The 13,430-nt window shown below is 73.4% G+C and carries 10 protein-coding genes; 1 reads left to right on the top strand and 9 read right to left on the bottom strand.

Features of this window, described 5'->3' with window-relative positions:
* Positions 1-52: 52 nt before the first annotated feature.
* The 9 genes from ACIRO3_RS21060 to rsmI all read right to left on the bottom strand — a co-directional run bounded on the left by ACIRO3_RS21060 (position 53) and on the right by rsmI (position 11,440).
* Entirely contained in the window at positions 53-1,690 is a 1,638-nt protein-coding gene (locus tag ACIRO3_RS21060) for a PQQ-binding-like beta-propeller repeat protein (protein WP_404138886.1), read from the bottom strand.
* A 162-nt stretch (positions 1,691-1,852) separates the two neighbouring features.
* The gene (locus tag ACIRO3_RS21055; RefSeq protein WP_361782810.1) at positions 1,853-3,649 is read right to left on the bottom strand and encodes an ABC-F family ATP-binding cassette domain-containing protein; all 1,797 of its coding nucleotides are present in this window, start codon (positions 3,647-3,649) and stop codon (positions 1,853-1,855) included.
* Positions 3,650-3,677: 28 nt separating this feature from the next.
* A complete protein-coding gene (locus ACIRO3_RS21050) occupies positions 3,678-4,997 on the bottom strand; it encodes an acyltransferase family protein (protein ID WP_404138883.1) in 1,320 nt (439 codons plus the stop codon).
* Positions 4,998-5,062: 65 nt separating this feature from the next.
* Positions 5,063-5,959, bottom strand: a complete 897-nt coding sequence (locus ACIRO3_RS21045) for a 4-(cytidine 5'-diphospho)-2-C-methyl-D-erythritol kinase (protein ID WP_361782880.1) — start codon at positions 5,957-5,959, stop codon at positions 5,063-5,065.
* A 44-nt stretch (positions 5,960-6,003) separates the two neighbouring features.
* Complete coding sequence (gene rsmA / locus ACIRO3_RS21040) at positions 6,004-6,906, bottom strand: 16S rRNA (adenine(1518)-N(6)/adenine(1519)-N(6))-dimethyltransferase RsmA (RefSeq protein ID WP_351376707.1); 903 nt, start codon at positions 6,904-6,906, stop codon at positions 6,004-6,006.
* On the bottom strand, positions 6,903-8,462 hold the full coding sequence (locus ACIRO3_RS21035) for a ubiquitin-like domain-containing protein (RefSeq protein ID WP_404138880.1): 1,560 nt from the start codon (positions 8,460-8,462) through the stop codon (positions 6,903-6,905). The genes rsmA and ACIRO3_RS21035 overlap by 4 nt, the downstream gene beginning before the upstream one ends.
* A gap of 460 nt (positions 8,463-8,922) precedes the next feature.
* Positions 8,923-9,822 carry a TatD family hydrolase gene (locus ACIRO3_RS21030; protein ID WP_404138877.1) on the bottom strand — a complete coding sequence of 300 codons (900 nt, stop codon included), beginning with the start codon at positions 9,820-9,822 and terminating at the stop codon, positions 8,923-8,925.
* A 60-nt stretch (positions 9,823-9,882) separates the two neighbouring features.
* A complete protein-coding gene (locus ACIRO3_RS21025; RefSeq protein ID WP_404138875.1) occupies positions 9,883-10,383 on the bottom strand; it encodes a hypothetical protein in 501 nt (166 codons plus the stop codon).
* A gap of 139 nt (positions 10,384-10,522) precedes the next feature.
* Positions 10,523-11,440 (bottom strand): 16S rRNA (cytidine(1402)-2'-O)-methyltransferase, encoded by a 918-nt coding sequence (gene rsmI / locus ACIRO3_RS21020; RefSeq protein ID WP_404138873.1) that lies wholly within the window; start codon positions 11,438-11,440, stop codon positions 10,523-10,525.
* A gap of 88 nt (positions 11,441-11,528) precedes the next feature.
* Between rsmI and ACIRO3_RS21015 the strand changes: the two genes are divergently transcribed.
* On the top strand, positions 11,529-13,295 hold the full coding sequence (locus ACIRO3_RS21015; RefSeq protein WP_404138870.1) for a dolichyl-phosphate-mannose--protein mannosyltransferase: 1,767 nt from the start codon (positions 11,529-11,531) through the stop codon (positions 13,293-13,295).
* Positions 13,296-13,430 lie beyond the last annotated feature (135 nt).

Below are 13,430 nucleotides of genomic sequence, written 5' to 3'. Positions count from 1 at the left end.
CGGCTCGGTTGGCGGCTCGGTTGGCGGCTTCGTTGCGGGTCGTCGGACTCGTTCACTTGCCGAAGACCATCAGGAGCTTCTCGTCCTTGCCCTTGGCGGCCAGGTGGGTCACGGAGAGGAACAGGCGTCCGTCCACGTAGTCGACCTTCGGGTTGTAGAAGGAGCTCTCGACGGGCGCCGCGGATCCCGACGGGTTGCGCAGGGTCGCGGTGGGCTCGCCGCCGCCGGCGGGATAGGTGAGGATCTCGCCGCCCTTGTCCTGCTCCGCGGCGCGGTAGGCGATCAGTTGTCCGTTCAGCGCCTTGACGGGGGTGACAGTCCGCTTCTCCCCGGCCGGGGCACGCCACTTGACCTTGCCGGTGCCCAGGTCGAAGGCGACGATCTCGTTGCCCGCGCCGGCGGACGGGGAGGTCGGCAGGTAGAGGGTGTTGGAGTCGACCACGGCACTGCGGCAGACCTGGACGGACGCGAAGAGGCCGCCGCCCGCGCACTTGACGGCGAAGCTGCCCTCGCCGGAGACGCTGGTGCGCTGCTTGCCGTCGGGCCCGACGACCACGATGGAGCGTTCCTTCTTGTCCTTGTCACCGATGTCGAGGACGAGCGGGTCCAGCGAGTAGACGCTCGTCACGTCGTAGTTCTTGGGAAGCCGGTAGTTCCAGGTCGACTTGCCGGTGACGGGGTCGGTGTCGTGGACCTCTACGGTGTGGTCCGCGTCGTAGCAGGTCGCGATGGCGATCATCTTGTTGTTGCCGGCGATGTAGCTGTCGGGTTGGCATCCCTCGGCCGTGGCGCTGCCGAAGAGCTTGTCGCCGGTGCTGACCTTGAACGCGCTCGCGGTACTGGCGCGGCTGACGCCGACGGTGTCCCCGGTGATGGACAGGGTGGGGCTGGTCATGATGTCGAAGAGGCCCTCCTTGGGCACTTCCTTCGTCCAACCCGCCTTGCCCGTCTTGAGGTCGACCAGGCGCATCTGGTTGCAGGTGGAGCTGTCCGACTCGCCGTCCTTGAACATGACGACGGTCTTGCCGTCGGTGGTGGTGTCGGGGGTGACCCCGCACAGCTCGGTGGGGAAGGACAGCGTCCACTTCTCCTTGCCGTCGGCGACGGCGAAGCCCGTGAGGGACTTCCACACGCTCTTGACGACGGTGTCGCCGACGATCCACTGGCCATCGGCGTCGACGCCGGCGCCGGGTCCGTCCACCTTGCTGTTCTTGAGCCAGAGGACCTTGTCCTCGCCCTGCTTGCGGCCGGCGTTGAGGTCTTCCTGGTCCCCGCCGCCGTTGCCGCTGCCGTCGCCCTTGTCCACGGACGCCGAGGCGGAGGGCTTGGCGTCGGCGGGCGTCGAGGACTGCGCGACGGGCTTGCCGCTCTCGTCGTCCCCCTTGCCGAAGGCGAACCAGGCGCCGGCGCCGAGGACGAGCACGCCCGCGACGGACGCGGCGACGACGATGAGCAGCTTCTGCCGGCGCTGCCCGCCGGGGCCCGGGGGTCCCTGCGGCGGGCCGGGCGGCATGGGCGGCGGATATCCGTAGCCGGGGTGGGCCTGGTGCTGCGGGACGGTCGGCGGCTGCTGGGCGTACGGGTTCGCGCCCTGGGGCGGGAAGCCGTAACCGGGCTGTGGCGGTCCGGGGAGGTGTCCGTAACCGGAAGGTGTGGGTGGCTGGTTCGGCGGCTGGGGCGGCTCGGTCATCAGCGCATACCTTCGGCGTCAGGAGGTCAGGGAGGGTGGAGGATGACCTTTCTATCACTGACATCGTTCTTATGTCGGGCCGGTCCGGCCCCTGTTCCCAAGGGCGGACCGGCCCGTGACTCGGCCGTTATCGGACCGGTCGGCGTGGCCGGAAGATGATGATCACGCGTCTTCGGCGAGCTCCAGCCAGCGCATCTCCAAATCGTCCCGCTCGGAGATGAGTTCGCGCAGCTCGGCGTCGAGCTTGGCGACCTTGTCGTAGTCGGTGGAGTTCTCGGCGATCTGCGCGTGCAGGTTCGACTCGCGGTCCGACATCTTGTTGAGCTGCCGCTCGATCTTCTGGAGTTCCTTCTTGGCCGCGCGGGAGTCGCCGGAGGCCGTCGACTTCGCGGCGGCCGGGGCGGGCGCCGGGGCGGCCGCGTCGATCATCCGCTGCCGGCGCTCCAGGTACTCGTCCAGGCCGCGCGGCAGCATGCGCAGGCTCGCGTCCCCGAGCAGGGCCATCACCGTGTCGGTGGTGCGCTCGATGAAGAACCGGTCGTGGGAGATCACGATCATCGAGCCGGGCCAGCCGTCGAGGAGGTCCTCCAGCTGGGTCAGGGTCTCGATGTCGAGGTCGTTGGTGGGCTCGTCGAGGAAGAGGACGTTGGGCTCGTCCATCAGCAGCCGCAGGATCTGCAGCCGGCGCCGCTCACCGCCGGACAGGTCGCCGACGGGCGTCCACTGCTTCTCCTTGGTGAAGCCGAACTGCTCGCAGAGCTGTCCGGCCGTCATCTCGCGGCCCTTGCCGAGGTCGACCCGGTCGCGGACCCGCTGGACGGCCTCCAGGACGCGCAGCGACGGGTCGAGTTCGCCGACCTCCTGGGACAGGTAGGCGAGCCTGACGGTCTTGCCGACGGTGACGGTGCCGGCGGCGGGCTGGACCTCGCCCTGGGTGCGGGCGGCCTCGGCGAGGGCGCGCAGCAGGGAGGTCTTGCCCGCACCGTTGACGCCGACCAGGCCGACGCGGTCGCCGGGGCCGAGGTGCCAGGTCAGGTGCTTGAGCAGCGTCTTGGGCCCGGCCTGGACGGTCACGTCCTCCAGGTCGAACACGGTCTTGCCGAGGCGTGCGTTGGCGAACTTCATCAGCTCGGAGGTGTCGCGCGGCGGCGGCACGTCGGCGATCAGCTCGTTGGCGGCCTCGATGCGGTAGCGGGGCTTGGAGGTGCGGGCGGGGGCGCCGCGACGCAGCCAGGCGAGCTCCTTGCGCATCAGGTTCTGCCGCTTGGACTCCTCGGTGGCGGCGATGCGGTCGCGCTCCGCGCGGGCGAAGACGTAGTCGCTGTAGCCGCCCTCGTACTCGTGGACGTCGCCGCGCTGCACGTCCCACATGCGGGTGCAGACCTGGTCGAGGAACCACCGGTCGTGGGTGACGCAGACGAGCGCGGAGCGGCGTTCCTGGAGGTGGCGGGCCAGCCAGGAGATGCCCTCGACGTCGAGGTGGTTGGTGGGCTCGTCGAGGACGAGGAGGTCCTGGTCGGCGATCAGCAGTTGCGCGAGGGCGATGCGCCGGCGCTCGCCGCCGGAGAGCGGGCCGATGACGGTGTCCAGGCCCTGGCCGAAGCCGGGCAGGTCCAGGCCGCCGAAGAGGCCGGTCAGCACGTCGCGGATCTTGGCGTTGCCGGCCCACTCGTGGTCGGCCATGTCCCCGATGATCTCGTGCCGGACGGTGGCCGAGGGGTCCAGCGAGTCGTGCTGGGTGAGGACGCCCATGCGCAGTCCGCCGTTCTGGGTGACCCGACCGGTGTCGGGTTCCTCCAGCTTGGCGAGCATCCGGATGAGGGTGGTCTTGCCGTCGCCGTTGCGGCCGACGACACCGATCCGGTCCCCCTCGGACACGCCGAGGGAGATGCCGTCGAGCAGGGTACGGGTTCCGTACACCTTGCTGACTGCCTCGACATTGACCAGATTGACGGCCATCAGACGCGCTCCAGGGAAGGGGTGTGGATCAGCCCCTCAGCCTAACCCTCCGGGGGGAGCCGGACCGTTCCACCAGGAGCCACCCGCCGAGCGCCATCGCGATCGCGGCGGGCGCGGTGACCGGAACGGCGATCAGGGTGGCGCTGTGGCCCTCCAGCAGGCCCCCGAGGCCGGTCGTCGACAGACCGAGGATCCCGAGGAGGCAGAGGGTGATCCCGAGGGCGGCGCGGGGCCCCGATCCGGGGCCGGCGGCGCCGCGCGCGGACGCCTCGAAGGGTCGGAAGGCGGCCACGAGCACGCCGGTCAGCGCGGCGGCGAGGAGCAGTCGGACGGGGACCTGCGCCCACCAGGTGGCGCCGGCGGGCTCGGGGAGCCGGAGGCCGAGACCGAGTTGGAGGGCGTACACGGCCGGCATGGCGGTGAGGTGCCAGAGGAAGGTGGTCATGGCGATCCCGTTGGCGACGACGACGCCCCGCCAGACGCGGGGCCGGGCCGGCCAGGCGGCGGCGGGCCGGGCGAGGAGCTGTACGGCGCCGACCAGCCACATGCCGTGGCAGAGCAGGGCGAGGGTGGGCGGGGCCATGTTGGAGACCTTCTCGCCGGGCATCCCGACCATGGAGAGCGGGTACGGCCCGTACGCGACGAGCAGCGCGGCGCCCGCGAGGCCGGCGGCGGCGAGGACGGCGGGGCGGGTGAGTCGCCCGTCGGCGCGCAGGAAGCCGAGCTGGTGGACGGCGAGCCAGACGAAGGCGAAGTTCAGGAACTCGACGTACGGGACGCCGAGCGCGAAGCGCAGCGCGTCGGTGCCCGCGGCGGCCCCGACGAGGGCGGCGAAGGCGGCCCATCCGTGGCGCTCGTGCAGCTTCAGCAGCGGCGGGGTGAAGGCGACCATGGCCAGGTGGATCCCGATGAACCACAGCGGTTGCGTCACCAGGCGCAGCGCGGCGCCGGCGAGCGGGCCGCGGTCGGCGCCGGCGAGCTGGACGACGAGGGCGAGGGCGGTCCACACGCCCACGAAGACGAGGGTGGGGCGCAGCAGCCGCCGGAGCCGGACGCGCAGGAAGGCGGCGTAGACGGGTCCGTCGGTCGTGCGGGTCAGGGAACGGTACGAGAGGGCGTGCGAGAAGCCGCCGACGAAGAAGAACACCGGCATCACCTGGAACGCCCAGGTGAGTGGCTGGAGGTCGGGCACGATCCCGAGCAGGTTCCCCATGCCGTCGGGGCCGACGGCGGCCATCAGCCAGTGCCCGAGGACCACGGTCGCCGGCGAGGCGACCCGCAACAGGTCGACGTACCGGTCCCGGGTGGCGGGCGTGGCCGCGGCCATTTCGCTTGCGGTGGCAGTCATGGGGCCACGGTCGCCCGCCGCCGCCGGCGGGGCCGGGACACGGCCTCGCCGGCGGGCGGGTCCGGTCAGAGCAGGGTCGCGCCGGGGGCCGGGGAGGAGGCCACGCGGGTGGCGCGGCAGAGCCCGGAGGCGTCGAGGACGGCGGCGACCCCGGCCGCCGCGGCGCGGTCGCGGACCAGGAACGCCGTCGTGGGTCCGGAGCCCGAGACCAGCGCGGCGAGGGCCCCGGCCGCGGTGCCGGCGGCCAGGACGGACGCGAGCTGCGGGCGCAGGGACAGGGCGGCCGGCTGGAGGTCGTTGACCAGGGTGGGGGCGAGGGCGTCCGGGTCGCCGGAGGCCAGGGCGGCCAGCAGGGCCGGGGACGCCTGCGGGGCGGGGATGTCGTGGCCGGCGGCGAGCCGGTCGAACTCCCGGAAGACGGCCGGGGTCGAGAGGCCGCCGTCCGCGACGGCGAAGACCCAGTGGAAGGCGCCGGCGGGAACGGGGGTGAGGATCTCGCCCCGTCCGGTGCCCAGCGCCGCCCCGCCGACCAGGCTGAACGGCACGTCGCTGCCGAGTTCCGCGCAGATGTCGAGGAGTTCCGCCATCGGGGTGTCCAGGCCCCAGAGGGCGTCGCAGGCCACCAGGGCGGCGGCCCCGTCGGCGCTGCCGCCGGCCATGCCGCCCGCGACGGGGATGTTCTTCGCGATGTGCAGGTGCACGTCCGGGGTGAGCCCGGCCCGCTCGGCCAGGATCCCGGCGGCGCGGGCGGCGAGGTTGGTGCGGTCCAGGGGGACCTGATCGGCGTCGGGGCCCTCGCAGGTCACCTTGGTCCCGGCGGCCGGGGTCGCGGTGACCTCGTCGTACAGGGACACGGCCAGGAAGACGTTGGCGAGGTCGTGGAAGCCGTCGGGGCGGGCGGCGCCGACCGCCAGTTGGACGTTGACCTTCGCGGGGACCCGCACCGTGACGGCCCCGGTCACGGAGTCGTTCGCGTGCCCGGTCGTGGAGTCGCTCGCGTGCCCGGTCACAGTGCGGGCCTCTCCGCCGCGGGCTTGTTCTCGGCGATGGCCGCGAACTCCTCGACCGTCAGGGACTCCCCGCGCGCCTGCGGCGAGACGCCGGCGGCGACGAGGGCCGTCTCGGCGGCCGCCGCCGAGCCGGCCCAGCCGGCCAGCGCGGCGCGCAGGGTCTTGCGGCGCTGCGCGAAGGCGGCGTCCACGACGGCGAAGACCTCGGCCTTGGAGGCGGTCGTCTTGATCGGCTCGGCCCGGCGGACCAGCGAGACGAGTCCGGAGTCGACGTTCGGCGCGGGCCAGAAGACCTTGCGGCCGATGGACCCGGCGCGCTTGACGTGGGCGTACCAGTTGGCCTTGACGGAGGGCACTCCGTACACCTTGTTGCCGGGCTCGGCGGCGAGCCGGTCGGCGACCTCCGCCTGCACCATGACGAGGGTCCGCTCGATGGTCGGGAACCGGTCGAGCATGGTCAGCAGCACCGGGACGGCCACGTTGTAGGGCAGGTTCGCGACGAGCGCGGTGGGTGCCGGGCCGGGCAGCTCGGTGACGAGCATCGCGTCGGAGTGCACGAGGGAGAAGCGGTCCTTGCGGGCCGGCATCCGCGCCTCGATGGTGGCGGGCAGGGCGGCGGCCAGGATGTCGTCGATCTCGACGGCGACGACCCGGTCGGCGGCCTCCAGCAGCGCGAGTGTCAGCGAGCCCAGGCCCGGGCCGACCTCGACGACCACGTCGTCGGGCCGCACCTCGGCGGTGCGGACGATCCGGCGGACCGTGTTGGCGTCGATGACGAAGTTCTGGCCCTTCTGCTTCGTCGGCCGGACGCCGAGTACGGCGGCCAGCTCCCGGATGTCGGCCGGGCCGAGAAGGGCGTCAGGGGTCGTGCTCTCAGGCTGCTGCTCTGCGGTGCTCACCGGTAAAGCCTACGGCCGCAGTGCGGCCACGGAGTCGCCCCCCGCTGCACGTACAGCTTCTTGGCCCGGTACGTCTGCTCCGTCCCCGCCGCGTCCTGCGGGCGTCCGCTCCCGCCGAGGGCCTGCCAGGTCCGTACGTCGAACTGGTACAGCCCGCCGTACGTCCCCGACGGGTCGGTGGCGGCGGCCCGGCCGCCGGACTCGCACCGGGCCAGCGCCCCCCAGTCGAGGCCGTCGGCCCCGGCGACGGAGTCGGGCAGGGCCTTCGTGCCGACCTTCACGAGCCGGTTGACGGGTGCGCGGACGATCTCGTCGGCCAGCCGGCGGGGCTTTTGGCGGACCCCGTTGACGGTGCGCAGACCGTAGGTGACCCGGCGCGTGCCGGGTCGGCCGGGCCGCTCGACGACCTCGGTGCCGGCGAACAGGCTGTCGTCCCTGACCCGTTCGACCTCGTACGGGATGCGCTCCTCGCGGACCTCGCGGGTGCCGGTGATGCGCAGGACCGTCACGATCTGGCCGTCGCGCGGGAAGGCGGTCGGCGGGACGGAGGTGCTGTCCTGGCCGTGCAGGGTGATGCCGGCCTGGTCGAGGGCCTCCTGGATGGTGGCGGCGTTGGTGCGGACGGTGGTCTCGCGGCCGTCCGCCAGGAAGGTGACACCGCGTTCCGTGCGGACGTTGAGGGTGAGGCCGCTGCGCGGGACGGGGGTGGTGCGGGGCGCGGAGAGGTGGGCGCCCTCGGCGCGGATGCCGAGCTGGCGCAGCGCGCCCTCGACGGTACGGGAGGTGGTCCACACCTGGCGGCGTTCCCCGTCGAGGGTGAGCCTCAGGGGGCGCCCGTAGCGGACGACGATGTCCTCGCCGTCGTCGAGGGCGCTGCCGCGGGCCGGGGCGACGAGGTCGTGCGGGCCGACGCCGAGCCCTTCCGCGGCGAGGAGTTCGTCGACCCCGCCGGCGAAGGTGTGCAGGGACCTCGGGACTCCGTCCACGGTGAGCCGTACCGCTTTGTCGGCGGCGACGAAGGCGGTGGTGCCGCCGGCGAGGAAGGCGACGACCAGCGCCTGCGGGACGATGCGCCGCCAGGTGTCGGCGGCGGCACCGGTGGAGCGGCGGGGCCGGGCGGGTACGGGGTCCACGACGGTGGGGGTCGGGCCCGCACCCGCCGGGCCCGGCGGGAGTGTGGGGGGCAGTGCCCGTCTGCGGCGGCCGGCGGCCGGCTCTCCCGGTGCCTCGGGGGCGGCGTCCGCTCCCCGGCGCCGTCCGGAGCCGGGGGCCGCCGGGTTCACGAGGGTGTCGAGGTCCGCCGTGTACACCGCCGGGGCGGGTCCGGGCGGGGTGTCCGGCCGGCGTCGACGGCCCGGGCCCGCGGGCTCCTCGGGCGGCGGGTCGTAGGGCGACGGGAGGGTGTCGGCGCCGCGGCCTCGTCCTCGGGTCCACCCCGGTTCGGGGGCCTTGCGCCGGCGCGCGGACCGGGGCGCGGGCACGCCGGACACGGGCGCTCCGGGCAGGGCCGCCGCCGCGACCGTGACGTCCGCCGGGTCCACGGGGGCGGGAGTCACGACGCCGGGATCCGCGAAGGGTCCGGGCCGCGCCGGTTCGGGCCAGACCGGTTCCGGGTCCCACGCGGCGACGGGCTCACCTCCCGACGGACCGGCCGGACCGAACGAACCGGACGAACCCGACGGACCGGCCGACGCGTGCGACCCGTGCGATCCATGCAACCCGTGCGACCCGTGCGACCCGTACGGTCCCGACGGCCCCGGTGACCCGTACCGCCCCGGCGGCCCGGGAGGTTCCGGGTCCCAGGGCTCCGGACCCGCCCCGGGCCGGGTCGCGGGCTCCGGGTACGCCTCCGGGAGGGGGCCGACGGGACCGCCACGGCGGTGACTGCCCTGGGTATCGCTCACGACGCTCGCTCCACTGGTCCGGCCCCGCTGGTTCGGGCAGGGCACCCTAACGGGAACGACCGTCACGCACCAAAGTCGTTCGGTTACGCAGCGTGTCAGGCGAACGGGTGTGTCAGAGCGCGGCGCCCGGGGGCGCGACGTAGTCGAAGGCGCGCGCCGTGTTCGCGGCCAGGGCTCCGGCCATGGCGTCCTCGTCGAGGCCCCGGACGGCCGCCATGGCCCGCACCGTCAGCGGGATCAGGTACGGGGCGTTGGGCCGGCCGCGGTAGGGCGCCGGGGTGAGGTACGGGGCGTCGGTCTCCACGAGCACCAGTTCCAGCGGGGCCACGGCGAGGGCCTCGCGCAGCGGGGCGGCGTTCTTGAAGGTGACGGTCCCGGCGAAGGACATGTAGTAGCCGGCGGCGGCGCACTCGCGGGCCATCTCGGCGTCGCCCGAGTAGCAGTGGAAGACGGTGCGGTCGGGCGCGCCCTCCTCGCGCAGGATGCGCAGTACGTCGGCGTGGGCCTCGCGGTCGTGGATGACCAGGGCCTTGCCCCGGCGCTTGGCGATCTCGATGTGGGCGCGGAAGGAACGCTCCTGCGCCGCCATGCCCTCGGGACCGGTACGGAAGTGGTCGAGTCCGGTCTCGCCGACGGCCTTCACGTGGTCCAGCGCCGCGAGGGCCTCGATCTCGGCGAGCGCCTCGTCGAGGGCGCCGTCGCCGCCGCCTGCGCGGGCTCCCTGCCGGGACCAGCCGTCCGGATCGCCGTGGACGATGCGGGGGGCCTCGTTCGGGTGGAGGGCGACGGCCGCGTGGACGTTCTCGTACGCGGCGGCGGTCTCGGCGGCCCAGCGCGAGCCCAACACGTCGCAGCCCACCTGCACGACGGTGGTCACGCCCACCGAGGCGGCCTTGGCCAGGCCCTCCTCGACGGTGCCCGACTGCATGTCCAGGTGGGTGTGGGAATCGGCGACCGCCACCCGCAGCGGTTCGGGCAGCGGGGGCGGTGCGTCGTTGGCGGTACGGCTCATACGGCCGATCTTATGACCGGTGCACCGGGACGCCTCCCCGCGTCCCGCGCGGCGGCGGGCTCAGGACCGGCGGAACCTCCGCGTCAGTCGGGCCAGCAGTCCCCGACGCCCTTCCCCGTCGGTCACGGTCACCGGCGCCGGGGGCGACGTGCGGGGCTTGGGGGTGCGCGGGGTGTTCGCCCCGGCGGGGACGGGCCCGGCGATGCCGGGGGCGACGGGGTGGTGATAGAGGCGGTCGAGCGTACCGAGCACCGACTTGACCTGGCCCTCGCGCATGATGCGGACCACGTGGCCGCCGCAGTTCACGCAGGTCGGGTTCGAGAGCGGGGAGGGGACCCGCTCGCCCTGGACCGTGCAGACGATGAACGGCCGGCCCTCGCCGTCGACGTGGTGTTCTATCTCGTAGCCCTGCTCCCAGCCGTACCCGCACTTCATGCAGGCGAACGCATACGCCTCGTGCACGGTCCGGACGGCGCGCGTGGAGGGCGCGGGGACGACGGGGGTTTGGGCGGCGGTGGCGGCGACGGGTCCGGGTACCGGGGTGTCTGCGATCTCAGTCATGCCAGCTCCTCTTTTTCCACTGGTGCACAGCCAGTGGACGCCTCTTCGGGCGGGAGCGCATCAGGCCCTGTCGACTGTTGGACGGCCTTTGGGCGAGTCATGTCCGAAAGCGCCCGGTGCGCGGTCCGAGCTTTGCTTTTCAGGCCGGCTCTTTACCGATTCCCGGCACCTTTTGTGCCGCGTTCTTTGCCGCCACGACCGCGTCGAAAACGTCCCGCTTGGGTACGCCCGCCTCGGCGGCGACCGCGGCGATGGCCTCCTTGCGACGCTCCCCCGCCTCCTCGCGCACCCGCACCCTGCGCACCAGCTCCTCGTCGTCCACGTCGCCGGGTCCGGCGGCCGGGGCGCCCTCCACGACGACCGTGATCTCCCCGCGCACGCCCTCGGCGGCCCACGCCGCCAGCTCGCCGAGCCCGCCGCGCTTGACCTCCTCGTACGTCTTGGTCAGTTCGCGGCAGACCGCGGCCCGCCGGTCGGCGCCGAAGACCTCGGCCATGGCGGCCAGGGTGTCGTCGAGCCGGTGGGGGGCCTCGAAGTAGACGAGGGTGCGGCGCTCCGAGGCGACGTCGCGGAGCCGGCCGAGGCGCTCGCCGGCCTTGCGGGGCAGGAACCCCTCGAAGCAGAACCGGTCCACGGGCAGCCCGGACAGGGCCAGCGCGGTCAGCACGGCGGAGGGCCCCGGCACGGCCGTGACCTTGATGTCCTTCTCGACGGCGGCGGCCACCAGCCGGTAGCCGGGGTCGGACACCGAGGGCATGCCGGCGTCGGTGACCAGCAGCACCCGCTTGCCGGCCTCCAGGGCCTCGACCAGCTCGGGGGTGCGGGCGGACTCGTTGCCCTCGAAGTACGACAGGACGCGCCCGGTGGTGTGCACCCCGAGCCCCTGGGTCAGCCTGCGCAGCCGCCGGGTGTCCTCGGCGGCGACCACGTCGGCCCGCTCCAGCTCGGCCCCGAGCCGGGGCGGGGCGTCGGCGAGATCGCCGATCGGGGTGCCGGCGAGCACGAGCACACCGGTGGAAGGGGAGGTCTCGGCGCCGCGGGGCTGGTCAGTCGTCACCCGCCCATCCTCTCAGGAGCCCCACCCGGCACGCCCCGCACTGCCCCGGCGCTGGGGTTCCCCGGGGCGCGTTCCCTACGATGACCCGGTGACCAGTACCGCGACGCCGCCGCCCAGCCCCGCGGGGGCCCCGCCCGCCCCCTCGGGCGGACGCGACTCCGAGCCCGAGCCGTCCGTCTGGCTCCGCCGTCTGCGGGGCTTCGGCTACGCGCCGCGGACCCCGGACGCGGACGTCCGTACGCGCCTCGTGCCCCCGTACGCCCGGCCCTCCGCACAGTTGTGGACGGCGCTCGGCGTGCCGGCCGCGGCGGCGGTCACCTGGCAGCGGGTCATGGCGTGGGCCGGACCGCTGCTGGTGGCCCTGGTCGCCGGCGTGCTGCGGTTCGTGCACCTGGGCAACCCCAAGGCGGTGATATTCGACGAGACGTACTACGCCAAGGACGCCTGGGCCACGATCCGGCAGGGCTACGAGGCGAGTTGGCCCAAGGACATCGACAAGCAGATCCTCTCGGACCCCGACGGGGTGGCGTTGCCGCTGGATCCGGGCTACGTCGTGCACCCGCCGGTCGGCAAATGGGTGATCGGTCTCGGCGAGTGGATGTTCGGCTTCGATCCGTTCGGCTGGCGGTTCATGACCGCCGTGCTCGGCACCCTGTCCGTGCTGATGCTGTGCCGCATCGGCCGCCGGCTCTTCCGTTCCACCTTCCTGGGCTGCCTGGCGGGCGCGCTGCTCGCGGTGGACGGACTGCACCTGGTGATGAGCCGCACGGCCCTCCTCGACCTGGTGCTGATGTTCTTCGTCCTGGCGGCCTTCGGGGCGCTGGTCGTCGACCGGGACAAGGCCCGGGCGAAACTCGCGGCGGCGCTCCCCGTGGACGAGGACGGACGCACCCGCCCGGACCTCGCCGTCGCGCAGACCCTGCGCCTCGGCCTGCGTCCGTACCGGATCCTGGCGGGCGTCTGCCTGGGCCTGGCGTTCGGCACGAAGTGGAACGGCCTGGTGGTCCTGGCCTTCTTCGGGATCCTGACCGTGCTGTGGGACGCGGCCGCGCGCCGCACGGCCGGGGCGGGCGCCCCGTACGCGGCGATGCTGCGCAGGGACGCGCTGCCCGGCTTCCTGTCGACGGTGCCCGTGGCGATCGCGGTGTACGTGGCGTCGTGGACGGGCTGGATCCTCAGCCCGGACAACGGCAAGGGCGGCTACTTCCGCGACTGGGCCGCCAAGAACGACCAGCACAGCGCGCTGTCCTTCCTGCCCGAGTGGCTGCGGAGCCTGTGGCACTACGAGACCGAGGTCTACAAGTTCCACGTCGGCCTGACCTCGGGCCACACCTACGAGTCGAACCCGTGGAGCTGGCTCGTGCTCGGCCGGCCCGTCTCGTACTTCTACGAGTCCCCCGCGCCCGGCACGGACGGCTGCCCGGCCACGGAGACCGCCAAGTGCGCCCGCGAGGTACTGGCCCTGGGCACACCGCTGCTGTGGTGGGCGGGCTGCTTCGCGCTGCTGTACGTGCTGTGGCGGTGGCTGTTCCGGCGCGACTGGCGGGCGGGCGCGATCGCGTGCGCGCTGGCCGCGGGCCTGCTGCCCTGGTTCAACTACCAGGAGCGCACCATCTTCTTCTTCTACGCGGTGGTCTTCGTCCCGTACCTGTGCCTGGCGGTGGCGATGATGATCGGCGCGATGCTCGGGCCGGCGGGCTCCTCGGAACGCCGCCGCGCGATCGGCGCGATCGGCGCGGGCGTGCTCGTCCTGCTGATCGTCTGGAACTTCATCTACTTCTGGCCCATCTACACGGGCCGGTCCCTCCCGATGGACTCCTGGCGCGGCAGGATGTGGCTGGACACCTGGGTCTAGCAGCACAAACGACGGGCCCGGCACCTGATGGTGCCGGGCCCGTCGTGGTTGTTGCTGGTGGTCGCTGGCCGTCCTGGGCCGCCCCTCGACGGCCCACAGACGGCCCAGACGCCCAAGGGTGGCCGGCGCGCAACC

The sequence above is a fragment of the Streptomyces sp. NPDC102278 genome (genome assembly GCF_044766345.1).
GTDB lineage: Bacteria > Actinomycetota > Actinomycetes > Streptomycetales > Streptomycetaceae > Streptomyces.
This window is presented reverse-complemented; position numbering and strand designations above follow the sequence as displayed.

Coding starts and splice junctions, on each gene's coding strand:
- ACIRO3_RS21060 (WP_404138886.1), bottom strand. CDS start 1,690: ATGACCGAGCCGCCCCAGCCGCCGAACCAGCCACCCACACCTTCCGGT.
- ACIRO3_RS21055 (WP_361782810.1), bottom strand. CDS start 3,649: ATGGCCGTCAATCTGGTCAATGTCGAGGCAGTCAGCAAGGTGTACGGA.
- ACIRO3_RS21050 (WP_404138883.1), bottom strand. CDS start 4,997: ATGACTGCCACCGCAAGCGAAATGGCCGCGGCCACGCCCGCCACCCGG.
- ACIRO3_RS21030 (WP_404138877.1), bottom strand. CDS start 9,822: ATGAGCCGTACCGCCAACGACGCACCGCCCCCGCTGCCCGAACCGCTG.
- ACIRO3_RS21025 (WP_404138875.1), bottom strand. CDS start 10,383: ATGACTGAGATCGCAGACACCCCGGTACCCGGACCCGTCGCCGCCACC.